Here is a 24994-nt window from a genome sequence, read left to right as displayed (position 1 = left end):
AACTAATACTATATCAGAATTATGCTTCTATTGATTCCAGTCATTACCTAAATTCTATATATAACTTTCAGGAGGAAATATAAATGAGACCTTTACAGATTTCTGCAGAGACAGCCGTTACGTTATCTAAAAAACTAGGTGTTCCTATTGAGCATCTCATGCATATGCCGCAACATATCCTTATGCAAAAACTAGCTGAGCTGGCTAAGGAAGAATCTTCTCCAGCAGCGGAGAAATCCAATACCAGTACAGACCAAGCTAAGGATAAGCATTTATGATCCCTTTTGAAAATACATGGCCCTATGACATTGTAATGGGTGACATTTATGTTCAGGAGTGTCCATTTTGCTCGGCAGAGAATGTTCTACTTCCCTTGAAACCGAATCAACTTCCATTAATACATGACGGAAAAAAACATCTACTTGTCTTTCCATGCTGTAAAAACCGGGTGACTTTGCTCGATAATGATCAGGATTATCTGCTCGCTGATCAGCGCTTAAGATCCTTATGAACAGAAAAGCACCGGTGAAAACCGGTGCTTTTCTTGTTCCTCATTAGGAGGGAGTATTGATAAAATGATAGGCCGGGCCAGATAATCGCTGAATCGTAACATCGACAACCGTCTCGGGAATATCCATTTCTTTTAAAGCTTCATACATACAAGATAACCAAGCCTGAGCCCGCTCTTCGGTAACAGGAAAAGGTAAATGCCTTGCTCTCATCATCGGATGACCATTTGCATCAGAATACAGAGAGGGACCTCCGAAAAATTGACTTAAAAACATATACTGTTTCTCCATAACCGGAGTAATATCCTCTGGAAAAAGCGGAGATAGCAATTCATTTTTTTGTACCTTCGGATAAAAAGCCTCAACAAGTGCTCTTACACCCTCAGCGCCCCCCAAGTTCTCATAAAGCGTTTTATTCGGATCCATTCTCTCGCCTTCTTTCTCATGCTAAAGTTCATGCTCTAGTATAACAAAAAAAGACAAGAGCTCCTATCTATCTAGGACTCTTGCCTCATATCAGCTGTTCTTGCCTTGAGTATATATTTGCAGTTGACCTTAATAACTCCGCCAGTCTTCTTCTCCGGGATGGGTATGCGCTTCCCGCATCACATATACAATAGCGCAAACGAGTATCCCTGCAATTACTCCCATCACGACACCACTCCATCCTTTTCATAATAGAAATCAGGCATATCAAAAGAGGACTTTAGATCTATTCACTAATTACTATTTATATTAGCATACATTTCCTTAAATTACAGTAAATTTGCAAACGCTTTCTGTTTTTTTTGTCCTGTTTGTCCATCTTGGCTCATATAGTATTTATAACCAGCGAACAGCTTTTAGAAAAAGGGGCGAACCATGGCATATGAAGCGTCTAGCCTTACCAATTTTGATCACCTGCGGTCTACTCAGTATATGCATTTTAATGGTGATTTATCCTTTATCCGTATGGGAATCTGGAGTTCGTGGTCTTTCCATTTGGTGGGAGGTCCTCTTCCCTTCTCTATTTCCCTTTTTTGTAATATCAGAATTACTGCTTGGACTTGGCATTGTCCACTTCATGGGCACTCTTCTTCATCCATTTATGAGACCGGTATTTCGAATCCCAGGAACGGGCGGTTTTGTAGCCGCTATTAGTTATGCTTCCGGATACCCGGTTGGAGCTAAACTTACAGCTAAGTTATGGGAACAAAAACAAATTACACGAGAAGAGGGAGAACGACTCGTTGCTTTTACTACAACATCTGATCCTATTTTCTTAATTGGTGCCGTCGCTGTTGGTTTTTTTCACATGCCTGCGTTAGCAGGAATTCTAGCCATTGCTCATTATGGATCTGGACTCATCGTTGGGTTTCTGATGCGGTTTCATGGTCCAAAAGATACGCCCGAGAATACGGAAGCGTTGACTGTAAAGGGTAACCGTTTAAAGCATGCATTTTATGAAATGCATCAAGCTCGTGAGAGTGATGGGCGTTCTCTTGGACAACTTGTGCAACAAGCAATCCGTTCTTCATTACAGTTGATGATCGTTGTGGGCGGACTCGTCGTATTTTTTTCGGTCATTCTCGAATTATTTACACAAGCTGGATTTATGAATGGAATGTACCGCTGGCTTGAACAAGTCCTTCTATTTCTAGGATTCCCTAAAGAATTATCTCAGTCGCTTGTTGGAGGATTGTTTGAAGTTACACTCGGAGCTCGGTATGCCGGAACATTAGAGGGAATCCCCCTGATCTATAAAGTTACTGCTGCTGCTTGTATTCTTTCGTGGGGAGGTTTATCGGTTCATGCTCAGGTTGTGAGCATTCTGAACTCTACACCGCTGCGTTATTTACCTTTTATGTTTGCGAGAGCCATTCACGCGATCCTTGCAGCTGGAATTGTATTTTTATGCTGGAACCCAATCATGAATAGTGTAGAAACGATATATCCGTCAGGACTTTCCGATCCAGCTTCTCTTCTGACAGGTTTCCATCTGCTCCCATTACAATTAGTAATCACTATGATTCTGATTGGCGGGTTAATTATGATAACCGCTGTCTACGTATGGATTAATCAATTCATCGCCAAATCTCGAAACTAAAGGAAATGTGTTGCAGCGATTGTTTTCTGTCCTGAAATTGGATATCATCAAGTTATACTTATTACAAAGGAGCTTTCATCTTGAGATATTATGTTCAGGACAGAGGAGACTCTTTATCTATGGATTTGGCCGAGCAATTTCATCGTCTCGCTGAAGAGCACGGATTTATACTCGATGCCAAATCTCCAGAGATCGTTGTTTCTATTGGCGGCGATGGCACCATGCTACAGGCTTTTCATACGTTTATAGATCAAATCCCTGATATTGCTTTTGTTGGCGTTCATACAGGTCATCTTGGATTTTATGCAGACTGGAAAGCAGATGAACTTCATGAGCTGATCAAACTTATGAGTAACGGTCTAGATACGAGTCAGCAGTTGCAGCCACGTATTGTTGAGTACCCTTTAGTAGAACTGGAGATTCACCGAAAGTCAGGGGTTACCTCCATGGTTGCACTTAATGAGTTTACCCTCAAGGGTGTCGATGGAACAGTTGTAGCTCAAGTCGATATTAATGATATTACTTTTGAGATGTTTCGTGGTGACGGCATTTGCGTATCCACCCCTTCCGGCAGCACGGCTTACAACAAAGCACTTGGCGGAGCCATGATTCACCCCACGATTGAAGCAATGCAAATTGCTGAGATCGCCTCCATTAATAACCGGGTCTACCGTACGTTAGGATCGCCTATCGTACTGCCAAAGCATCATCATTGCGATATTTTCTCTAGAAAATCCCAAAGACTGCTACTTACCATTGATCACGTCAATATGACGATTGATGACCTTATATCTGTAAGATGTCAGGTTTCCAGACAGAAAGTAAGTTTTGCAAGATACCGCCCTTACCCGTTTTGGGATCGAGTTCGCACAGCCTTTCTGGATTAAGCTACAACAAAAAGCGGTTCCTCATCAGGAACCGCTTTTTGTTGTAGCTTCTTCTTTTGTTTTGTTCTCCTTAGAAAACTTGCGCTCTCTAGGTTCTTTTGGTTGTTTTGGTTCTCTCGGTTCCTTAAGTTCCTTAGGTTCTTTAGGTTCTTTGTGTTCTTTTGACTCTTTTGGCTCTTTTGGCTCCTTAGCCTCTTTTTGTTCTTTTGGTTGAGTTTCTTTAGATTCTTTAATTTCTTTTTCTTTTGAATCCTTAGGTTCTTTTTGCTCTTTTTGCTTATGAAGTACAAAATAGGCACAACCAAAATTACAATATTCATTAATATAATCAACCATGCCCGTAATCGAAGTATCTTTATTCGCCTTCGGGTGGTTCTCTCGGTAAAATCCTTTAAGTCTCAGTTGATTATAGCCCCAATCCCCAATAATGTAATCATATCGTTCAAGGACATCGCTATACCGATCACGAAAGGCTTCCGGATTCCAACCGTTTCTATAGTCCTGCAAGACTTCATAAGTTTTGCCGCTGATCTGAATCAAAACCGTCTTCCTTCCCTTCTATCCGAACCGCCTCTTTTTCATGCAAAGGCTTACTCCTACTATACTACATTATTTGCATTCGCGGCAGACTTTACTTGTTCATGTGCATGATATGAACTTCTAACCATAGGTCCAGATTCCACATGACTGAATCCTCGGGCAAGCCCTTCTTTTTTCAGTTCCGCAAATTCTTCAGGTGTTACATATCTTTTTACATATAAATGCTTGTCCGAAGGCTGAAGATATTGCCCAATCGTCATAATATTGCAATCCACTGATCTCAAATCATCCATTGTCTGAAGAATTTCATCCCACTCTTCCCCAAGCCCTAGCATAATACTTGATTTGGTTGGTATATCGGGGTTCATTTCTTTTGACGTTTTAAGCAATTCAAGAGAACGTTCATATTTAGCTTTGGCACGAACCTGATCAGACAAGCGTTCTACCGTTTCAATATTATGATTCAAAATATCCGGTTTAGCATCCATTACGATCTGCAGTGCCTCCCTATTCCCCAGAAAATCAGGAATAAGTACTTCTACACTACATAAAGGTAGTTTTCTGCGTATCGCTTTGATCGTTTCTGCAAAGATGGAAGCCCCCCCATCTTTAAGATCATCCCTCGCAACACTCGTTACTACACAATGCTGTAAATTCATCTGTTCTGCCGCTTCTGCAACACGTTCAGGCTCCTGTAAATCAAGCTCAGTAGGCAGCCCCGTATTTACTGCACAGAATCGACAGGCTCTTGTACAAATATCGCCAAGGATCATAAAAGTTGCTGTACGGTTTGCCCAGCACTCATAAATATTAGGACAACGTGCTTCTTCGCAGACCGTATGAAGGGTTTTCGAACGCATCATTGTTTTTATTTCTTGATAAGATTCGCCTGCGGTTAGTTTAATCTTAATCCACTCTGGTTTAGGTTCTTTCACTTTGCTTCCCAAGGAAGTACCCTCTTTTCTATATCGAGTTGTATTAGACTTTCGCACGGACACATTATACCACGATTATTATGGAAATAACCTCCATTTCTTATCAATTCTTCTTTTCTCTTCAGATTCTTTTTTCATGATAAGGCATAAAAACAAGGAAGTTGTGTGAACCTAAACATAACTTTGAGCGGGAATGAAGAAAGGAGGAGTATCTGTTGATACGGATATACAAAAAACGTAACTTGCGAATGCTTTGTCTGAAAGTCACACTCACACTCTCTTTCTTTGCCTCACTCGCACCAGCTGATGTCTTTGCTCAGGAGAAACCTATAAATCCGCCAAGTGCACAAGAACTAAATAAAGAACGTAAGGCATTATATGACCAAATTAGTATTGTGAGCGGCGTACCTTGGTATTATCTTGCCGCTATCGATCAGTATGAGCGGACGATGACAAAAGCGCATCCGAAGGACCGCGCACACGAAGATCGGTTAACAGGTATCTTTTTTGATTCTCGAAGGTGGACAGGAATCTTAAATCCAGATCAGCAGGATAAGAATCCGATGTCCATTGCCCTCTTTGGTGGACTTGGTTTGGATGGAACCGGAGATCAAAAAGCAGATCCAGAGAACAACGTGGACGTACTCTTTACCATGTCTCGTGTTGCTTCAAAATATGGGATATCGGCAGATGATATCGGTATCTCACTATGGCACTATTACCAAAACACAAGAGCGGTACAGAGAATACAGCAATTCGCTAGAATCTACAAGCATTTTGACACACTTGAACTTTCAAAGCATGCATTCCCTTTACCTTTAGGTACCGTGTACTCTTACCGAAGCACATGGGGAACAAGCCGCAGCTGGGGTGGACGAAGAATACATGAAGGAACAGACCTTTTTGCTCCGCATGGCCTGACCGTCCGAAGCACTTGTTATGGAATTATTGAAATCAAAGGCTGGAATCCATTTGGAGGATGGCGCGTGGGAATACGGGACTTAGACAACCACTATCACTACTATGCGCATTTGTCCGGTTTCGAAAAGGGTATACACGTAGGCAGTATCGTTACTCCAGGACAAACCATCGGCTGGGTAGGAAGCTCCGGCTATGGTAAGCCAGGGACACAAGGGAAGTTTCCACCTCATCTTCATTATGGGATCTACCGAGATACAGGGCTTACGGAATGGTCATTTGATCCCTATCCATCACTACATCGCTGGGAGAATGAAGAACGTAAAGCTTTACAAGCCAAAAAGAAAAAGTAAACCTCATCGTAATTTTAAGTGACTTGTTACTTAAGCATCCTCTGTCAACAGACGATTCTTGTACAAGTCACTTTTTACGATATAGGTTTATTTTCTCTCTCACTCATTACCATTCGGCAGAAGAGGTTCCGGCTCTTCCAGATACAGTTCACTATTCCCCTCATTCTTGGGAACGGTACTGCTTGCATCAGGGGTGGTAACTCCCGTATTCGGTGTTCCTGTACCTGATGGCAAAGAAGGAAGCGCTAAGCTTGGTGCACTTGCTCCATTCTCTCCTACGGGACGTCCTTGGTTATCGTAATAATACATAGGCACATCTCCAACAACAAGCAAGTAGGAAATCGGCAGCTCCGTGTCCACAATTTCCGGTTCCATATCGAGGGGGACTACAACCGCAACCTCAGCAATGATATGAATATATACCTCAACCAAAATCATATTAATTCCTGCATTTTGCTGTCTGGTGCTAAGATCAACTTTTACCGCGCCTTGTGGTTCGATCCGAATGGGCACCTTAGGACCAAAAGATGATAATATCGTACTTCCCAGTGCTTGCCCGAGTGGAATGTGATCCCTGAATGATTCCATATCTTGCAGTGTAGTTTGAACAATAGATAAAGCATTTGAAGTAATTCTCATATGCTCATCATAATTCAGCATAAAACCACTGATTTTCCCCTTGGTATCCGTTTTCCACTCAATGAGATCATCAGACGGTTTGCCATCTGCAATTTGACTCGTTATGGCTTTGTTAATCGCTTCTGTCGCCAGCTGTTTTACCCTGATTTTAGCTAGATGCATAATAGGAGGCTTCAGATTCCGCTCTATGTACGCAGCAGATTGTACCGTTAAGATTACGATCACCAGCATGATGATCAGTACCCACTTCTTCCAGTGTCCCCCTGTTTTCTGACGCTGCTTTCTCCACCTAGATCTTCTGAATGCCATGCACGCATTCCTCCCTTGAGAGAGGTTCCTTTTTTAATCTATGCAGCCTGACCTAGAAAAAGAAGCAAGCCTCATGATCTCCGGTATTGTGTACACACAAAAAAAGAGAACTCCCGTAGGAATTCCCTTTTTTTATTCACCTTGAATTCTTAATAGTAGAATTTCAAAAGTTATTTCATCGGTGGTTTTGCATCTTGAGGAACGGATTCCCAATCTTTAAGGAAACGTTCAATTCCACTATCAGTAAGCGGATGTTTCCATAGGGTTGGCACCAGTGTACCAGGAATCGTAGCAATATGTGCACCCGCCAGAGCTGCATCCTCTACATGTTTCACGTTACGGATACTTGCTGCAATGATTTCCGCAGGAAGATTATAAGTATCCAAGATCTGACGCAAATCACGGATAAGCTGCATTCCATCCACTGAGATATCATCAAGACGTCCAACAAATGGACTGATGAATGTTGCACCTGCTTTTGCTGCCATAAGTCCCTGAGCTGCTGAGAAAACCAGAGTTACATTGGTCTTAATTCCTTTTTTGCTCAGTTCGTTCGTCGCGTATAGACCATCCTCAGTCATTGGCAATTTAATAACCACATTTGGTGCCCACGTAGCGATTTCTTCTGCTTCTTTTAACATGTCTTCTGCTTTTGTACCAATAACTTCAGCACTGACAGGACCTTCTACAAAAGAAGTAATTTCTTTGATCACGTCTTTAAAAACGCGACCTTCTTTAGCAATTAGAGAAGGATTCGTCGTTACGCCATCTACCAGACCCAGACGATGAATTCTTTTAATTTGTTCAACATTCCCAGTATCTAAGAAAAATTTCATAATGAAATGCCCTCCATCTTTTAAAATAATAGGTCGATCTCAAATAGATAAAAATATATGCCAACATTTATATATAAACATTGGCATATATTTTAAACATATTTTAGAATTTTGTTATTTTTTCTCTACCGCATGTCCGCCAAACTCATTCCGGAGTGCCGCTACCACTTTACCTGTAAATGTATCATTCTCAAGGGAACGGTAACGCATAAGAAGCGAAAGAGCGATAACTGGAGTAGCTGCCTGTAGATCAAATGCGGTTTCAACCGTCCATTTACCTTCACCGGAAGAATGCATGACCCCGCGAATTTCGTCCAGATTGGAATCTTTGGAGAAGGCACGCTCTGTCAGTTCCATCAGCCAAGAACGAATAACAGAACCGTTGTTCCATACGCGTGCTACTTTTTCGTAGTCAAAGTCATAGTGACTTTTCTCAAGAACTTCGAATCCTTCACCGATCGATGCCATCATACCGTACTCAATTCCGTTATGAACCATTTTCAGGAAATGTCCGCTGCCGGCTTTACCTGCATATAGATATCCATTCTCTACAGCTGTGTCTTTGAATACCGGTTCAACAATATTCCATGCTTCTTCGTCGCCGCCAATCATGTAACATGCACCATTTCTTGCACCTTCCATGCCGCCGGAAGTACCTACGTCCATGAAGTGAATGCCATGTTCTTTCAGCTGCTCATAACGACGAATCGATTCTTTGTAATGAGAGTTACCCGCTTCAATAACAATGTCGCCCTTGGACAATAGTGGAATCAAATCCGTAATGACTCCATCAACTACGGAGTGCGGTACCATAATCCATAGGATTCTTGGTGATTCCAAGGATTCTGCCATTTCTTTGTAAGAAGAAACACCGGTTGCACCGTATTCTTTCATTTCTGAAACTGCATTTTCATTCAAATCGTAAGCAACCACTTCATGCTTGTGGTCGATCAGATTTTTACCTAGATTAAGTCCCATTTTACCTAAACCAATTAATCCTACTTTCATGTCCTAGTGCCTCCTAAATTATGCTCAATCTAAAATGTAGTGAAACTGTATATGTTATCAACTTCAATCAGCTGTATAACGCGAATAAAATCAGTTATTCATGATTAATGCCACTCGTTACCATCTTGAGCAAGAAGTTCTTCTGCAGCTTTTGGACCTTCTGTACCTGCTTCATAATAATGAAGTGGTACTTCATTTGCTGTAAATGCATCTAGAATAGGTTGTACCCATTTCCAGGACAATTCTACTTCATCCCAATGTGCAAAGAAGGTTGCATCTCCACGCAAGGCATCAAAGATAAGATTCTCATAAGCTTCTGGAACATTATCGTAAGATGAACTATAGCTGAGTTCCATCGGTTCAATCGTATCGTGGTGCATTGGACTTTTCGCATTCAATTGAATACGAATTCCTTCTTGTGGACCAATATCAATAATCAGCAGATTCGCCCCTAAGTTTTCATCGACAGGAATCCCCGTGTTAAGCGGACGTTTAAATTCAACGACAATACGTGTAGATTTCTCGCTGAGACGTTTACCTGTGCGAATATAGAAAGGAACTTCATTCCAGAACGGATCATCCAGAAATACACGTGCAGCAAAGTACGTATCATTCTGAGAGGTTGACTCAACACCAGGTTCATCAACATATGCTACCACAGGTTTACCTTGCAGCTCTCCTGCACGATATTGTGCACGAACAATGTTCTCATTCAATTTTTCCTGTAAGAGAGGAATGAGTGCTTCTGCTGTATTTTTCTTTTTCGAACGAATCTCTTCTGGAGAAGATTTCTTCGGTAGATGTAAAGCAATCATCATGAGTAACTGCAGCATATGATTTTGGAACATATCTCGTACTGCACCGCTTTGGTCATAATACGCTGCTCTTTCTTCTACTCCTACCGTTTCACTTGCTGTAATTTGAATGTTGGATACATAGTGATTCCCCCATAGAGCTTGAATAACAGGGTTAGTAGCACTAAGAACTTCCATGTTTTGAACCATCGGTTTACCAAGGAAGTGGTCAATCCGGTAGATCTCATTTTCTGCAAATGTATTGCTGAGTTTCTCATTCAGACGACGTGCTGAATCGAGATCATGGCCGAATGGTTTTTCAATAATCATTCGTTTCCAACCCTTACCTGATCCCAAACCACTTTCTTTAATGTTCTCAGCAATTGGTTCAAAAAACTCCGGAGCTACGGACAAATAGAACATCCGATTCTGCGGGATGCCCAGTTCTTGTTCACGGCGTTCCACAACCTCTAGCAGTTTCTTGTAGTCTTCTACGTTCTTATTATTTAACGACGTATAACGAAATGCACCTAAGAAATCCCGAACGTTAGCTGCATCTTCTGGCGACCGGCGAGAGAATGTATGTAATGATTCCTCGACTCTCGCTTGAAAATCAACATCGGATACTTCTCTTCTTCCCAGACCGATTACCGAAAAAGCTTTCGGCATTTTCTCATCGACATATAAATTGTAAAGTGCCGGATATATTTTTCTTTTGGCTAGATCGCCTGTAGCCCCGAACAGGACAAATGTCATTGCTTCCATGCGTATTGCCTCCTGATATTTACTCTATAATGTGCGACATTAGCATGTGAAGAACGTTACGTGCACATTCTGTCTATACATAACATCGAAAGAGAATGCTGAATCATCAGCTTCCTCTATTTTAGGTTATTAAATGTAACCAATTAAGATTATGTAACCATAATACACCCATCCGACAACATTCGTCAATAAAAAATGTCCAATCTGTGAACATTAATTTTAACCTGTTATGGTAGCGCTTTCTATGCTATTCTATTACTTATACTAATAAATCGTTCAAAAAAAGTGTGATATAGTCCATTGAAAATCACAGTTACTTATAGTAAACATTCCAACGTGAAGGGGGCTTTTACAATGGACCAAGAATCCATGTCAAATTACTTGAAAATGTGTGAAAAAGTGACCCAGTCATACCAGATCATTGGACGAAAGTGGGTTGCATCCATCATTCACACCTTAATGGAAGAGCCAAAGCGATTCAGTGAAATACATGCCCTGATTCCCGATTTAAGCAAACGAGTACTCGTAGAACGAATGAAAGAACTAGAAGAAGAAGGAATCATTCTTCGGAATGTGATTGCAGATCGGCCAGTACGTACGGAATACTCCTTAACTCGAAAGGGAACCGAACTTGCCCGGGCGCTTAATGCGGTTGGTCGTTGGGCTAAAGAATGGTTATAAACGCATAAAAAATATTCAAAACAACAGAACACACATCCATACAAGAACCTCCGAATCCCATGCAAATGAGAAATTTGGAAGGTTTTTTGTCGTTTATTGCGATGATTTCAGCGAAATCCCCATAAAAAAACCGAAGCAACGTAAAATGAGATTAGATCATTTTTACGTACTTCGGCATAGTGCTCCCACATTTTACAATTAAGATGAGAACCAACTCTTTATTGCATCAATGAGTCCCACGAAGAAATTTTTAATGCTGGCAATGATTCCTTGTCCTGTTTCCGATTCAATAAAATCAGTAAACTGCTGTTTCGCTTGATCTAACTGTTCCCCCACCGCATTCCAGTTAATATTGGCATCCTTCATGTTCATGAAGAGGTCTACGAGTCCATTCAATTGAGCCTCTGGTATCGCGATATTTAGGTTATTAGCTGTATCTTCTACTAATGATTGCATCGCTTCTCTTGTCTGAGGCTGTTTCTCTGCCAGTTGCTCTTTAATATTCGTCATCAGAGTCGTTGTTTCTTCGGCTCCAATCGAATCAGAGAGTTTTGCCGTTTTGACGATTTCCTCATTCGCTACTTGTTTTTGTTGTTCCGGTATTTTAGTATCTGTCGTTGTTTCATAAGCTTTTATGATTCCCGTAAGAGCCGCGGTTCCGGATACGTCAAATGGAGCAGTAATCACCACGTGTGCATCTTTAACTCCAGCTGTAATCATCGCATTCAGGTACATATCACTTGTTACCCAGTTGATATGATTCGTAGTTACGGATAGTCCACTGCCTGCCTTACCAATCACAATCTTGGCAGAACTAAGTGCTCTGGTGCCGATCTGTGCTTTAGATAAATAACTTCCCAGATATTTATGTTCCTCTTCGTTAGTAACGGTTAGTTCTGTAGCGCCATTTGGTGCTTCCAAATCAGCCAATACTTTTACTTTTTGATCATTCGTTAAGTTTTCCCCTAGAATGATAATGACATCACCCTCGGCCGCGTCGGCATAAGCTGCGATTGGATGGTATACAGCCACAATTAAAAGCGCCGACAGCACAAGAGCTGTCCATTTACGTAGAATGTTCATTATGACTCTCCTTTTTAACGTAAATCATCTGATTTTTCTTTATAGCTAAAATAAAGCAGAGCTCTTTTTCTCTATTTATCGGCATATAGCTCAGCCTCCATAGTATACCATGGTTGTCCTTAGCTCTGCCTTAAGATGCTTCCTGCTTGTAATAAAAGACGCATCCTTGATCATAAAAGTTCCAAATAAATATAGACTAGATTGGATATTCGATAATGGATGCTTAACTTTTCCGATCTTTTCCTGCAGAAGATCACATCTGCTCCATTTGGACTTACGGTAACTGAGCTCGCTTGTGCCTCATGATTTTGGACATAACAAAAAAAACTATCCAGAGCATGAGCTGCTCAAGGATAGTCGATATTATAAACCAAAGCTTTTATTGGTTAAAATGACGCTGACGCATTGCTTCAAATAGAAGTACCGTTGCAGCCATCGCCGCATTCAGTGACTCTGCCTGTCCCTTGCTTGGGATAATAACAGCATCATCAACAAGGCTTCCTACCTCTTCAGATACACCACTTCCCTCGTTACCAATCACGATCCAGCGTGAACCTTTAAAATCATAAGAATAACAGGAGTGATCCGCACCAAGTGAAGTGCTTACGAGGGTAATACCTGCTTCTTTTGCCTCGGGCAAAATCACACTAAGATCTGCTTCTACAACCGGAAGGTGAAAAAACGATCCCATCGTTGACCTGATGGTCTTAGGATTATACACATCCGCGCTTCCGCGTCCCAAAATAACACCATCTGCCCCCGCAGCGTCTGCACTTCGGATAATCGTTCCCACATTTCCAGGGTCCTGGAGCCGATCCAGCACAATAACGAGACTATCCGGTTTACGGAGTAGTCCATCCGCTTGCTTATCATCTTTCCGAATAACAGCAAACACCGCTTGCGGCGTTACCGTATCTGTACATTTAGCAATAACGGCAGCCGAAACCCCAATCCATTCTACACCCGCTGCACTCGCATACCTGCTAAGTTCACTCGGAATGCCTTTATCCATATCATAAGCAATACATTCAATCTCAGCACGATGCTGAAGCGCCTCCTGGACGAGATGTATGCCTTCAATGATGTATTTCCCTTGTCTCGTTCGGTGCTTCTTCTCGAGAAGCTGAGCCCAATCCTTAACACGAGGATTGTTAACAGAAGCAATTTCCATTTTTAGTTCCCTTCTTTATGTCTTTCACCAGTTCATTTATTCCTTATTTCGAATAAGACAGCTCCATCTTACTGAGGTCATCTTTATGACCTACAATGATAAGAACATCATCTTGAAGTATGCTGTCTTCTGCATACGGGGATATGTTCATTTGTGTCCCCCGCCGAATCGCAATCACGTTGCACCCAAAGCGTGCACGAACATCAAGCTGTTTTAAATTCTGACCTACAATATTTGAAGAAGCTTTCATTTCAAGAATGCTATAATCATCCGATAGTTCAATGTAATCTAGGATATTAGGAGATGCCAGATGGTGAGCAACCCGCATACCCATATCTCTTTCTGGATAAACCACTTTATCTGCACCGATTTTTTCGAGCACCTTACCATGTAATTCTGTCTTCGCTTTTACAACTAGTGTAGTTATTCCCATATCCTTTAGGATCAGCGTCGTCAAAATGCTGGCCTGAATATCTTCCCCGATGGAGACAACCACTACGTCAAAATTACGTATTCCAAGCGCCCTGAGTGCCTCTTCATCTGTAGAATCCGCAGAAACCGCATGGGTTACTACATTCGATATTTCTTGTGTTCTTTGCTCATCCCGATCAATGGCGAGCACGTCAAAACCCATATCGCTAAGAACGCTTGCGACACTGGATCCGAATCGGCCCATACCGATGACGGCATATTGCTTCTTAGCCATAATATGGATACCTCCTGCGGTGCTATCATCCTACGTAGTATACCACAATGTCTGAAAAACTTGAATGTAAGCGAGAGGTGCGGGGAACAGTATAAATGCAGGAAAAGACTGAATTTGGAGGGACAAGCGAATGCCAATCGTAATGGATTTGCGTCAAGCTATTGTTCATAAGGTGCACGGTAAAACAGATCAAGAGCTTAAGGAAATGATCGAAGGTTCCGTCGACGGTCCCGAAGCAGCATTACCGGGTCTTGGCTCTATTTTTGAAATGATCTGGAAACAGCTCTCCGCGGAGAAACAGGATGAACTCGTTAAAGTTGCGCAAGCACATTTAAAGACCGTTCAACCCGTACCATTAACCTAGGATCCACATCTGTTTCTTTTACTGCAAAAAAGAAATCCCCCGGCCCATACTTAATGGGACGGAGGATTTTTTATTATAAATCGTCGATATCTTGCTCTTCTAGCTAATCAGCTGGCTTAAGGTGCCATCTCAAGGAATTGAGCAGTCGGGTTTTTATCGATCGCTGTTCTCATCGCGTATTCATTTTCGAATAAGACGACATAATTATCCTTCTTATCCTTAACAAGTACAGAGTTAATCCGGAATTTACTTGGATCAATTTTTTCATCAATAATCCAACGGGCAAACTGATACGGCATACGCTGTAATTGTACATCTACCCCATACTCTGCTTTCATCCGATGTTCAAATACTTCGAATTGCAATTGTCCGACTACACCAAGAATGGTTTCATCGAAACTTGCTGTACGGAATACCTGAATGGTTCCCTCTTCGGTTAACTGGTCAATCCCTTTTTGATACTGTTTATGTTTCAAGGCATTTTTAACTGTTACTTTGGAGAAAATCTCAGGAGAGAACGTTGGCAATTCATCAAACACAATATCGCCGCCTTGGCTCAAAGAATCTCCAATTCGGAAAATACCGGGATCAAACAAACCAATAATATCTCCAGGATAAGCTTCTTGAATGATATCCCGATCCTGAGCAAGGAATTGCTGCGGCTGGGATAGTTTAATCTCTTTGCCTGCTCGTACATGGCGTACGCTCATTCCGCGTTCGAATTTTCCAGATACAATCCGAAGGAATGCAACACGGTCACGGTGAGCAGGATTCATATTTGCCTGAATTTTAAATACGTATCCGCTGAACTTCTCATTCGTCGGCTCTACCATACCTTTCGTACTGCGGCGCGGTTCAGGTTTAGGTGCAAGTTCCAAGAAGTTCTCTAGGAAGGTTTGAACACCAAAGTTGTTTACCGCACTACCAAAGAACACCGGAGTTAATTCCCCTTTTAGTACTTTCTCATAATCAAATTGATCTCCAGCAACATCCAGCAGCTCTAAATCCTGTTTCAACTGCTCATGTAAAAACTCACCCGCCATCTCACGAATTATCGGGTCTTCATAACTGTCTACTTTTTGTACTTGGATGTTTGAGTGGTCATCTCCTTGGAATAATTCAACCTGATTTTTCATCCGGTCGTATACTCCGCACAGTTCTCGTCCCATTCCGATTGGCCAGTTCATTGGTACCGAACGAATTCCGAGTACGTTCTCCAGCTCCTCCATCAAATCAAACGGGCTTTGTCCTTCACGGTCCAATTTGTTGATGAACGTAAAGATGGGGATTCCACGTTTCGCGCAGACCTGGAACAATTTAATCGTCTGAGCCTCGACCCCTTTAGCCACGTCAATCAGCATGACTGCACTATCGGCTGCAGTAAGCGTACGGTACGTGTCTTCACTGAAATCTTGGTGACCAGGAGTATCGAGAATGTTAATACGGTGCCCATTATAATCAAACTGCATAACAGAAGACGTTACAGAAATCCCCCGTTGCTTTTCAATTTCCATCCAGTCACTCGTCGCGTGCTTACTAGCCTTACGCGCTTTTACTGTTCCTGCAAGACGAATCGCGCCCCCGAATAAAAGAAGCTTTTCCGTTAATGTCGTTTTCCCGGCATCCGGGTGAGAAATAATCGCAAACGTACGACGTTTGTCGACTTCTTTCTGTATAGCCTGTTCTTGTGATTTACTCATTTTGTTATCCCTCTTACCCTTCAGTAAATTAATATAAGTATCTATATATTTTCTATTTCATATAGGCTCTTCTTGTGAAATGTAAAGGCAGTCCCTCTGCAAGCCTCTATACCATAATAAAAGTTTTAAGTGGTTACTCACAAGGGTGCCACCTTCCTTTCGTTACAAGAGTGAATTTCACTTTCCTAAGTACGATGAATTCGACCAAGTTAACTTTCCTATTGTACCACATTTGTTTATTATTTTTACCTGTAATCCCATCCGTATCTATATTAATTTCTTGAAAATATTCTGTTTTAGAACAAATGAGACGGGTAATTCTACGATACAACCTATTAGCTAAATGGAGGATGACAACTTATGAATATTTACGAACAACAAAAAAATGGAACTCCAAAACAAACACAAGCTAGTCAACCTGGCGTAGAATCCCAAATGGATCCTCGTCCCATTCAGCCTCTTGATTACAAAGGCAGTGAAAAACTAAAAGGTAAAGTGGCTCTTATTACAGGTGGAGACAGCGGAATCGGTCGTGCTGTTGCCATTGCCTATGCAAAAGAAGGTGCTCATGTAGCCATTAACTATCTTTCTGATCAAGAGCAAGGTGATGCAGAAGAAACGAAAAATTATATTGAGGCAGAAGGTGTCAAAGCACTACTTCTTCCTGGTGATGTGTCAGACGAGAATACATGTAAAGAAATCGTAGATAGAACAGTTCAAGAATTCGGCAAACTTGATATCCTTGTTAATAATGCTGCTATTCAGTTCGTAGTGGAAGGAATTGAAAACATTACGAGCGAACAATGGGATAAAACATTTAAAACAAATATCTATTCCGTTTTCTATATGACTAAATATGCGGTACCACATCTAAAGGAAGGAAGCTCTATTATTAGCACGACTTCCGTTAATCCTTACGTTGGGAACCAAGTATTTATTGACTATACTTCAACCAAAGGAGCCATCGTTGGGTTTACCCGCAGTATGGCCCAAAGTCTAGCGAAGAAAAACATTCGAGTAAACATGGTAGCTCCAGGTCCAATCTGGACTCCATTAATTCCTTCTACTATGAGCGAAGACATGGTAGAAAGTTTTGGACAAGATGTACCTATGGGCCGTCCGGGACAACCAGCTGAACACGTAGGAGCCTATGTCCTGCTTGCTTCTGATGAAGGTTCATACATGACCGGTCAGTGTATCCATGTAAACGGAGGTATGACGATGTCTTCCTAAGCTTTATACATGAATGAGAAAAAGCAGGCATTCTCCATAGAGAGTGACCTGCTTTTTCCACATTGTAATTACACCTTAATTATTTTTAATCCACACGACGCTATCTTCATCCTGACCATTAACCGGCCACCAGAAGTAACCATCTTTAGCGAGCAGATCTTCTGTTGCTTTCGGTCCCCAGCTTCCCGCAGGATAGGTCTCAATATCACCCGGATTCTCTGCCCATGCAGCAGCAATCCGATCCACGAATGACCAGGCTGTCGCCACTTCATCCCAACGAGTAAAGTAAGTAGAATCCCCTTTCGTTGCATCATGAATAAGTCGTTCGTAAGCTTCTGGTGAGTTGATTCCAATCATACAGCTTTGGCAGAAATCCATAGCCAACGGCTCAATTTGTGAGTCCGTCCCTGGTTTTTTCGCATTAATCTTAATGTAGATTCCTTCCATTGGATTTACACGAATAACGAGCAAGTTAGGTTCGAGTTTATGTTTTTGACCTAAATAGACATTGTTTGGCATCGATTTAAACTCGACTACAATCTCTGTGGTTTTCACGGGAAGACGTTTTCCCGTACGAATATAGAAAGGTACACCCGCCCAGCGGAAATTATCTACAAATACACGGGCTGCAAAATAAGTCTCTGTATTGGAGTTAGGATCCACCTTCTCCTCCTGACGATATCCAGGAAGTTCAGTGCCTCTCACTTCACCTGCTGTATATTGGCCGCGTACCACGTTATTCTTCACATCATCGCTTGTTGCATAAGGGCGAAGTGACCGAAGAACTTTCACCTTCTCATCACGAATATCTTCTGGAAGCAAACGGCTAGGTGGTTCCATAGCGATCATAGTGAGCATTTGTAACATGTGATTTTGTCCCATGTCTCGAAGTGCACCTGCGGCGTCATAATATCCTCCGCGCTCTTCTACTCCGACCGTTTCACCAAGGGTGATTTGAATATTTGCAATATGTTTGTTATTCCATAAAGGTTCAAAGAACGCATTACCAAAGCGAATGACCTCAATATTTTGCACCATTTCTTTACCCAGATAATGATCTATCCGGTAAATCTCTTCCTCGCGGAATACTTCCCGAATTTGCTCATTCAATTTCTCAGCCGAAGCCAGATCATATCCAAAAGGCTTCTCGATAACAAGTCTATGCCAACCAGCACTCTCTAGAAGTCCGCCCTCTTTTAAATTATAAGACACACTGCCGAATAATTCAGGAGCCAAAGCCAGGTAGAACATACGGTTACCCGGAATATCAAACTTCGTTTCTAGTCCCTCCGTCAGAACACGCAGTTCACGAAAACCTTCGACATTATTAATATCAAGAGATTGATACTCGAAGTGCTCTGCAAATGTTATCCATTCTTCACTTTCAATCGTATCACAGGAATAACGACAGAATTCTTGAATGGATGTATGTACATCAAGTCGGAATTCTTCACGTGTACGCGGGCGACGTGCCAAACCGACAACTGCAAAATCTTGTGCTAATTTCCCTTCGCGGTACAGACTATAAATAGCTGGGAATAGCTTGCGCCGAGCAAGATCTCCTGTTGCACCGAAAATAAAAAACACGGCACCCGAAGTCTTGAGTGATTCCAATGGTTGATTCGTATTCATGGCCCCTTCTTTCCCCTATATATCATAGATTTTTTAGTATATTAAAATGTGTCTCCAGTTAACTATCGCCTTTTCCACAGAAGCAAAAGTCATTTATGTTGAAGACATTTTAGCATAAGTATTCCTTTGAAAGCTACGAACTTTCTCTGCTAATCTTTTACTTTCAATAAACATTCATCAAACCTTCACTTTGATGCCTTTGTTTTAATATTCACCTTGAATGGCGGACTTAATCCTTCCAAGTAGAGTTATTTTCACTTGTTTGGTCCATCGTCCAAACCTATTTAACTCTGTAAGAATATAAATATCTTGACTACTATCTTATTTAATGAAGAGGTGTACGAGATGTATCCTGTCAATCCTTTAACTCCAGAGGTACTAAGCCGCCATTGTGGAAAGATGGTTTGTGCGGTAACAAAAGACGGCCGGCGTATTTTCGGTAGACTTAAAGCTTGCAATAATACTCATGTCTTCGTCGCAGATGAACGTCGTAATCAACAATATCGGCCATGCCGAGCATACAAGTCCAGCATTCTTGAGACCAATCCAAAAACAGAAACAACAAAAAAGAAAAAGAAACGGACACCAAACGCGAAGATCAAAGGCTTTTATCCTTACGGTGGTTATGGCGGTTATGGCTACGGAGGCGGATGGGGAGCTGGATGGGGCTGGGCTTTAGGTTTAACTGCTTTGGCTTTATTATTCCTCATCTAATCTGGTTTAACTACTCTTTACTACATTCTTTTCAATATTAAAAAGGTACGAATTCCTTTTCTTCCTTACGAAGATAAGAATCGTACCTTACATATGTGTATGTTCATTCGGCTAGTCCGTTTTTATAAGCATAGATGGCAGCTTGCGTACGATCATCTACATCGAGTTTTGCTAAAATGTTGGTCACATGAAATTTCACTGTTTTGATCCCAATGATTAGCGTATCTGCAATGTCTTGATTGGATTTACCCTGAGCGAGCAATCGTAAGACATCCATTTCACGATCCGTTAAATCTTCATGAGCTTTCATTTGCGCTGGAGGTTGTCTAAAGCGATTCATCATTTTTGATGCAACTTGTGATTCCAGTACAGACTGTCCGCGATCCGCTGCCCGAATGGCATCTGCAATTTCTGTAGCACGTGACGTTTTGAGTAAGTAACTAAATGCTCCAGCTTCAATAACGGGATACATCTTTTCATCGTCTAGATAACTGGTAAGTACAATAACTTTGCAATCTGGCTGTAGTTTAAGCAGTTCTCTAGTAGTTTCGATTCCGTCCATTCCGTCCATCACGAGATCCATTAGTACTACATCTGGATTATACTCTTTCGCAAGCCGGAGACCTTCTTCTCCGCTACCTGCTTCTCCGATCACTTCAATCCCTTCTTCGGTATCCAGTACCGCAGCTAGACCGATCCGTACCATCTCGTGATCATCGACCAAAAGGACCTTGATATTTCTCACCATCAATTCATCTTCCATCCTGGCGTTACCTCACTTTCTTTATCCATTACAGGAACCGTAATTTCTATTCTCGTTCCTTTACCTGGTGCTGTAATCCAGAGAATAGACCCTCCAATTTCGTTAACACGTTCCTGCATATTAGAAAGACCATAGGAGGCCTGTTTTTTATCATCTAACTCAAAACCTTCTCCATCATCTCGAATGACGACTTTTACTGCCTGATCTTTTCGCAGAATCCGAATTTCCATCTTTTCTGCTTTTGCATGTCTAAGGGTGTTCGACATCGCTTCCTGAATAATCCGGAAGAGATGATTTTCCACTCCTTTTACCAAGTGAATATTCTCATCCATCTCAAACAATATTTCCATAGGGACTTTCACTTGGAGTTCTCTTACTAATTCTCTAAGACCCTGTTCAAGATGTTTCCCTTCTAAATATACAGGCCGCAGATGAAGCAAAAGTGCTCTCATCTCAGATTGTGCGACAGCTGACATTTCCTCGATGAGCGCCACTTGTCTCTTCGCACGATTAAAATCTTTGTCAAGTGTTCTTCCGACTGCTGTAGCCGTCATCGAAATAGCAAAAAGCTGCTGAGATACCGCATCATGCAGTTCTCGAGCAAGTCGCTGTCTTTCCTCCACGATAGCGGAGATCCGAGCCTTCTCTGCAAGCTGTGCATTATTGGTCGACAGACGCTGTAAAGAACTTACTTGCTCTTCCCACTTTTTGCTGATACGAGAAAGTTGTTCCCCTAGTCTTCCGATCTCATCACTTCCTAGCTCAGGAACAGCTCGCATCACACTTCCCTTTTCCCACTGCAATAATGTCTCCCGAAGCCTCTCTAATTTCACTTTTGTTCGATAAGCTTGAAGGAATCCGTAGCAAGCACCCACCCCAACTAACAATAATACGAGAGTTGCTCCGAACGGAATCCATCGATCCCATGTCGACCAAGGCGTTAAATAGCCATAAGAAGAAAGAATATAAAGGATGACAGCTCCCAGCAATACAGAAAACAGAATGCCCTGTCCCATGCCGCGAGTCACCATGTTTTTTGTCTTTTCGGAATGCATCCGGAACCTCCTCTCCTATAGATAGTATTACGTTAGTTTTACATCAAGGTCTCCAATTAAATAGGAGATCACAAATTTAACTTTGTATTCACTTCCGGCATATCCAGGAGATTGATAAACCAACCTGTTCATTCCACCGCTTTTCTGGTCATCTCCAAACTTTTGTCTTCCGAATAGCACAAATGCTTCAATTTCTACACCGTAATCTTCAGGGATGGACAAGTCAATATCACCCATCACACCCTGCAAATAAATGACCGTTTCTTTTTCTTCAGGGAGTGCAAGAGATAGATCAGCATCTACTTCTCCTATAACATGCCATATACTGGTGTTTCGAAGAATCCAAGGTGCTTGATCCCATGCATAATTAGACATAAAGTTCTGATTAATTATATATCCCTCTCGCGGCTGTACTTTACGACCCTTCCAATAAAACACACCGAGTGAAATCAACATTATTCCTACCACGAGAATGAGATTATCTAGAATTATAATTGCTGTTCCTGCCCACATCAAAGTACGACCTTTTTTGGTGTCCCCTGATTTATGTTTGTAATATCCAAAGATCAATAAGAGCAGTGCAACGATAGTAAAGAAACTCAAAAATCTCCCTAGCAACATCATTAAGCCAATCCCTATTGCCAGAATAGCAAATAGTGACTTTCCTCTACTCATTCGTCACACCCCCTTTTTTATGGATAACAAGAGTTGCCTCTCATTTCATCCATGTTATGTATATCTCAATTTAATTGCATAAAACTAAGAATGATATCCCACTGCAATTCATGTTTTTTCAGTAAAAAGGCCATACGAAGGATGAACTCCGTATGGCTTTTCCACGATACTTAGGATATCATATCCTATGATACATTGGGTAGTTTATTCTTTTGGTGCTTCAGAAGTGGAAGCTTTTCCATTTAGTTTACTTTTCAATGCTTCCAGCTGCTCATTAACTTGAAATTGTTTTTCTTGATCTACAGAATTAGGAGCATAGGAGCTGGAGCTGTAAGGTACACGCATTACATCTGCTTCTGCTTCCAGTTGCATGATTTTTTCTTCCATACGGTGGAACCCTAGTGATGCATTGCCGCTCTCAATGGAATGAACACTGTTAATTTGGGACATTTGTTTTCTTGCTTTTGCCATTTGGGCACGAGATACAAGCTCGTTACGTTTGTTGCGCATTTTGTAGAACTCATCTTTCATATCATGCAGTTGTTGTACAAGTTCTTTCGCTTGAGTCTCGGATTCAGCATGCAGATTCTGATATTCAGATACTTTTTGATCGTAATAAATTTTTTCTTCTAGAAGCTTACGTGCTACTTCTTCTTGACCATTGATCAGTGCAGATTCTGCCTGTGCTTCACGTTGTCCACCAAGACGCTCTGCTTCTTCCAAACGTTGTTTCATACGGCGCTCGTTAGCCATTTGTTTTGCAACTGTAACCTCCGCTTCACGAATCTCTGCTTCCATATCCCGAATGTACTGATTGAGCATAACGATTGGATCCTCTACTTTATCAAGTACCTCATTTACCGACGCTTTTGTCATATCTTTAATTCTTTTAAATACTCCCATTTTATAATTCTCCCTTCTCATACTTTGATAGTTTTTTACGAAGTTCTTCGTTTTCTTTTTTCAATGCTTTTTTCTCGATATCTTCCATCATGGAGTCCAAATGATCTTCTTTCGGAGCCCCAAATCCTCTATCAAAACGATTACTGTTATAACGATTGTCTCTAGGAGTTCCAAAGCCTTGTGAGTCATATCCTTGAGGGTTAGAGAATCCTCCGCCAGGGAACCCACCCATTCCAGGCCCTGGAGCATATGGATCATAAGGTGGAAAAGGTTCTTTCGGTACAACTAGTGCAGCAAGAAAGTACAGGAAGATTGGTACACCTGTAAAGAAAGTGACTAAGATAAAAATCACTCGTAGAAGAGTTGAATCCATACCTAGTGTTTGAGATAAACCGCCAAGCAATCCTGTTACTTTTTTATCACGTCTAGAGCGATATAGCTTACTCATGTATGGTTACTCCTTTCCTCCGGAATCCAACTTCTTCTTAAGCTTTGCAAGCTCTCTTTCAAGTAAGTCAGATACGGAATGCTGTAATGAATTGCGTTCTTGCTCGCCCCGACGAAGCTCACGAAGGCTTCTTGCTTCATATTCCATATCCGAGACCCGATCCTCAAGTCTTCCGAACATACCTGGAATTTGAGTACCTCCCATTTTGCCCGCTCGTTCGTTCATTCGTTGCTGGAGCTGTATCGTCTGCATTCGTGCATAATAGTACTGACGTTTGCTATAGACCGTTTGGTATTCGGTCTTTAAGTGATCGAGTTGTTCTTCTAGCTCCGTTAATGCATCTCTGCTCTGTTCATAAAGTCCGATATATTGGTTGTATTTTTCTTCATATAGCATTTTTTCTTGTAGAGCCAGTTTAGCAAGATGATCTTCCTCTGCTTTTAGCGCAAGAAGTGCTTGCTCTTCTCGTTTAATGATCATAGCTTTGGCTTCATCTACCTGCTGCTTCAATTGTCTTGTGTGACGTGAATATTGTGCATGCAGTTTTTCTACCTCACCGATCTCATTTCTTGTATCCATGAGAAATTGGTCGATCATTTTCACAGGATCTTGACTTTGCTCTAAATGTTCATTAATTGTAGCTGCGGTTATATCCCGCATTCGGCGAAACACACTCATTCTTGTTTACCTCCCTTTTCTCTATTCGTCTTCCTTAATACCTTTTTAATCCTCTACCTCTTAACATCGATATACCGAAGATGATAAGTCCGATGGCAAGAAGCGGTCCGATAAGCCATGCAAGTTTACTGAGCAAGTAAAGTACGCCGATAATCAGTATGATGTAACCAAAAAGCGCATTCCCTCTTTTTATACCGTAATATCCGATCGCAATCATAATCACCGGTATTAGGTAGCTCATAATCGTTCCAGAGATAAAACCGAGAAAAGGAATAAACTTACCGAGTAATATTAATGCTCCGATGGCGATCAGAATGATGGCCAAGTTTTTCTCTTTCGTGTACCTCATAATTTGTTATCACCGCCTCTTTTGTATACTACGTGTTTCTTATGTCTTTATTTTAGGTAATTTTCGCAATTTATAAAACGGACCCCGGACGGTTCTTTATCCTAGACTCAGGTCGGGGATCATCCCGGACCTTTAAGTTATCCATGATTATAACTTGACTGGGAACCTCAGATATCAACGAACTCATTTAGCCTCATAAATACCTATAGATTATTTCAAGCTCTAATCAGTTACTCCGATTTCCATTCAAACCACAAACT

The 24994-nt window shown here is 41.5% G+C and carries 28 protein-coding genes; 9 read left to right on the top strand and 19 right to left on the bottom strand.

Translation table 11 applies throughout. The features are described 5' to 3' along the window. The first annotated feature begins 83 nt into the window (after positions 1–83). Together ACWPWY_RS22595 and ACWPWY_RS22590 are read left to right on the top strand one after the other, a co-directional pair. Positions 84–278 carry a YycC family protein gene (locus ACWPWY_RS22595; protein ID WP_454193739.1) on the top strand — a complete coding sequence of 65 codons (195 nt, stop codon included), beginning with the start codon at positions 84–86 and terminating at the stop codon, positions 276–278. Beyond that, entirely contained in the window at positions 275–511 is a 237-nt protein-coding gene (locus ACWPWY_RS22590; RefSeq protein WP_454193738.1) for a hypothetical protein, read from the top strand. The genes ACWPWY_RS22595 and ACWPWY_RS22590 overlap by 4 nt, the downstream gene beginning before the upstream one ends. 43 nt (positions 512–554) lie before the next feature. Here the strand turns inward: ACWPWY_RS22590 and ACWPWY_RS22585 are convergent, their stop codons facing one another. Next, positions 555–935, bottom strand: coding sequence for a globin domain-containing protein (locus ACWPWY_RS22585; protein ID WP_454193737.1), 381 nt, complete (start codon positions 933–935; stop codon positions 555–557). 442 nt (positions 936–1377) lie between these two features. Between ACWPWY_RS22585 and ylbJ the strand changes: the two genes are divergently transcribed. Both ylbJ and ACWPWY_RS22575 read left to right on the top strand, forming a co-directional pair. Then, positions 1378–2595, top strand: a complete 1218-nt coding sequence (gene ylbJ, locus ACWPWY_RS22580; protein ID WP_454193736.1) for a sporulation integral membrane protein YlbJ — start codon at positions 1378–1380, stop codon at positions 2593–2595. Between the two features lie 80 nt (positions 2596–2675). After that, entirely contained in the window at positions 2676–3482 is an 807-nt protein-coding gene (locus ACWPWY_RS22575) for an NAD kinase (protein WP_454193735.1), read from the top strand. Positions 3483–3506: 24 nt separating this feature from the next. Here ACWPWY_RS22575 and ACWPWY_RS22570 read toward each other — a convergent pair whose 3' ends face one another. Both ACWPWY_RS22570 and lipA read right to left on the bottom strand, forming a co-directional pair. After that, positions 3507–4022, bottom strand: coding sequence for a YutD-like domain-containing protein (locus ACWPWY_RS22570; RefSeq protein ID WP_454193734.1), 516 nt, complete (start codon positions 4020–4022; stop codon positions 3507–3509). A gap of 59 nt (positions 4023–4081) precedes the next feature. After that, positions 4082–4969: a lipoyl synthase gene (lipA, locus tag ACWPWY_RS22565; RefSeq protein WP_454193733.1), complete on the bottom strand. Its 888-nt coding sequence runs from the start codon at positions 4967–4969 to the stop codon at positions 4082–4084. 236 nt (positions 4970–5205) lie between these two features. On the opposite strand from lipA, the gene ACWPWY_RS22560 reads away from it, so the two are divergent. Beyond that, positions 5206–6228, top strand: a complete 1023-nt coding sequence (locus tag ACWPWY_RS22560; RefSeq protein ID WP_454193923.1) for a M23 family metallopeptidase — start codon at positions 5206–5208, stop codon at positions 6226–6228. A 99-nt stretch (positions 6229–6327) separates the two neighbouring features. On the opposite strand, the gene yunB is transcribed toward ACWPWY_RS22560, so the two are convergent. The 4 genes from yunB to zwf (ACWPWY_RS22540) all read right to left on the bottom strand — a co-directional run bounded on the left by yunB (position 6328) and on the right by zwf (ACWPWY_RS22540) (position 10579). Next, a complete protein-coding gene (gene yunB / locus ACWPWY_RS22555) occupies positions 6328–7176 on the bottom strand; it encodes a sporulation protein YunB (protein ID WP_454193732.1) in 849 nt (282 codons plus the stop codon). Positions 7177–7346: 170 nt separating this feature from the next. Then, the gene (gene fsa / locus ACWPWY_RS22550) at positions 7347–8012 is read right to left on the bottom strand and encodes a fructose-6-phosphate aldolase (RefSeq protein ID WP_454193731.1); all 666 of its coding nucleotides are present in this window, start codon (positions 8010–8012) and stop codon (positions 7347–7349) included. Positions 8013–8126: 114 nt separating this feature from the next. Further along, the gene (gene gnd, locus ACWPWY_RS22545) at positions 8127–9020 is read right to left on the bottom strand and encodes a phosphogluconate dehydrogenase (NAD(+)-dependent, decarboxylating) (RefSeq protein WP_454193730.1); all 894 of its coding nucleotides are present in this window, start codon (positions 9018–9020) and stop codon (positions 8127–8129) included. Positions 9021–9124: 104 nt separating this feature from the next. Further along, complete coding sequence (zwf, locus tag ACWPWY_RS22540; RefSeq protein ID WP_454193729.1) at positions 9125–10579, bottom strand: glucose-6-phosphate dehydrogenase; 1455 nt, start codon at positions 10577–10579, stop codon at positions 9125–9127. A 369-nt stretch (positions 10580–10948) separates the two neighbouring features. Between zwf (ACWPWY_RS22540) and ACWPWY_RS22535 the strand changes: the two genes are divergently transcribed. After that, positions 10949–11260: a winged helix-turn-helix transcriptional regulator gene (locus ACWPWY_RS22535; RefSeq protein ID WP_454193922.1), complete on the top strand. Its 312-nt coding sequence runs from the start codon at positions 10949–10951 to the stop codon at positions 11258–11260. A gap of 198 nt (positions 11261–11458) precedes the next feature. On the opposite strand, the gene ACWPWY_RS22530 is transcribed toward ACWPWY_RS22535, so the two are convergent. The 3 genes from ACWPWY_RS22530 to ACWPWY_RS22520 all read right to left on the bottom strand — a co-directional run bounded on the left by ACWPWY_RS22530 (position 11459) and on the right by ACWPWY_RS22520 (position 14229). After that, a complete protein-coding gene (locus tag ACWPWY_RS22530; protein WP_454193728.1) occupies positions 11459–12343 on the bottom strand; it encodes a DUF1002 domain-containing protein in 885 nt (294 codons plus the stop codon). 379 nt (positions 12344–12722) lie between these two features. Continuing rightward, positions 12723–13514 carry a TrmH family RNA methyltransferase gene (locus tag ACWPWY_RS22525; RefSeq protein WP_454193727.1) on the bottom strand — a complete coding sequence of 264 codons (792 nt, stop codon included), beginning with the start codon at positions 13512–13514 and terminating at the stop codon, positions 12723–12725. Positions 13515–13557: 43 nt separating this feature from the next. Continuing rightward, a complete protein-coding gene (locus ACWPWY_RS22520) occupies positions 13558–14229 on the bottom strand; it encodes a potassium channel family protein (protein ID WP_454193921.1) in 672 nt (223 codons plus the stop codon). A 121-nt stretch (positions 14230–14350) separates the two neighbouring features. Between ACWPWY_RS22520 and ACWPWY_RS22515 the strand changes: the two genes are divergently transcribed. Further along, positions 14351–14584 (top strand): small acid-soluble spore protein SspI, encoded by a 234-nt coding sequence (locus ACWPWY_RS22515; protein WP_454193726.1) that lies wholly within the window; start codon positions 14351–14353, stop codon positions 14582–14584. A gap of 116 nt (positions 14585–14700) precedes the next feature. Here ACWPWY_RS22515 and ACWPWY_RS22510 read toward each other — a convergent pair whose 3' ends face one another. Next, positions 14701–16284: a peptide chain release factor 3 gene (locus tag ACWPWY_RS22510; RefSeq protein ID WP_454193725.1), complete on the bottom strand. Its 1584-nt coding sequence runs from the start codon at positions 16282–16284 to the stop codon at positions 14701–14703. Positions 16285–16644: 360 nt separating this feature from the next. Between ACWPWY_RS22510 and ACWPWY_RS22505 the strand changes: the two genes are divergently transcribed. Then, complete coding sequence (locus ACWPWY_RS22505) at positions 16645–17517, top strand: SDR family oxidoreductase (RefSeq protein WP_454193724.1); 873 nt, start codon at positions 16645–16647, stop codon at positions 17515–17517. A 75-nt stretch (positions 17518–17592) separates the two neighbouring features. On the opposite strand, the gene zwf (ACWPWY_RS22500) is transcribed toward ACWPWY_RS22505, so the two are convergent. Beyond that, positions 17593–19149 (bottom strand): glucose-6-phosphate dehydrogenase, encoded by a 1557-nt coding sequence (gene zwf / locus ACWPWY_RS22500; RefSeq protein WP_454193723.1) that lies wholly within the window; start codon positions 19147–19149, stop codon positions 17593–17595. Between the two features lie 309 nt (positions 19150–19458). Here zwf (ACWPWY_RS22500) and ACWPWY_RS22495 point away from each other — a divergent pair, with 309 nt between their 5' ends. Beyond that, a complete protein-coding gene (locus ACWPWY_RS22495) occupies positions 19459–19863 on the top strand; it encodes a hypothetical protein (RefSeq protein WP_454193722.1) in 405 nt (134 codons plus the stop codon). Between the two features lie 103 nt (positions 19864–19966). Here ACWPWY_RS22495 and ACWPWY_RS22490 read toward each other — a convergent pair whose 3' ends face one another. From ACWPWY_RS22490 to ACWPWY_RS22460, 7 genes are all read right to left on the bottom strand, one after another. Next, the gene (locus ACWPWY_RS22490; protein WP_454193920.1) at positions 19967–20611 is read right to left on the bottom strand and encodes a response regulator; all 645 of its coding nucleotides are present in this window, start codon (positions 20609–20611) and stop codon (positions 19967–19969) included. Further along, entirely contained in the window at positions 20611–21681 is a 1071-nt protein-coding gene (locus ACWPWY_RS22485) for a sensor histidine kinase (protein WP_454193721.1), read from the bottom strand. The genes ACWPWY_RS22490 and ACWPWY_RS22485 overlap by 1 nt, the downstream gene beginning before the upstream one ends. Before the next feature lie 27 nt (positions 21682–21708). Then, complete coding sequence (gene liaF, locus ACWPWY_RS22480; RefSeq protein ID WP_454193720.1) at positions 21709–22356, bottom strand: cell wall-active antibiotics response protein LiaF; 648 nt, start codon at positions 22354–22356, stop codon at positions 21709–21711. A 204-nt stretch (positions 22357–22560) separates the two neighbouring features. After that, positions 22561–23259, bottom strand: a complete 699-nt coding sequence (locus ACWPWY_RS22475) for a PspA/IM30 family protein (RefSeq protein ID WP_454193719.1) — start codon at positions 23257–23259, stop codon at positions 22561–22563. A gap of 1 nt (position 23260) precedes the next feature. Further along, positions 23261–23707, bottom strand: a complete 447-nt coding sequence (locus ACWPWY_RS22470; protein ID WP_454193718.1) for a PspC domain-containing protein — start codon at positions 23705–23707, stop codon at positions 23261–23263. A gap of 6 nt (positions 23708–23713) precedes the next feature. Then, positions 23714–24385 carry a PspA/IM30 family protein gene (locus ACWPWY_RS22465; protein WP_454193717.1) on the bottom strand — a complete coding sequence of 224 codons (672 nt, stop codon included), beginning with the start codon at positions 24383–24385 and terminating at the stop codon, positions 23714–23716. 34 nt (positions 24386–24419) lie between these two features. Continuing rightward, complete coding sequence (locus ACWPWY_RS22460; protein WP_454193716.1) at positions 24420–24734, bottom strand: LiaF transmembrane domain-containing protein; 315 nt, start codon at positions 24732–24734, stop codon at positions 24420–24422. Between the last annotated feature and the right edge of the window lie 260 nt (positions 24735–24994).

This window comes from Paenibacillus sp. Marseille-Q7038 (assembly GCF_965111595.1).
Note: the sequence above shows the minus strand (reverse complement) of the source record. Positions and strands in the feature narration are given on the sequence as shown.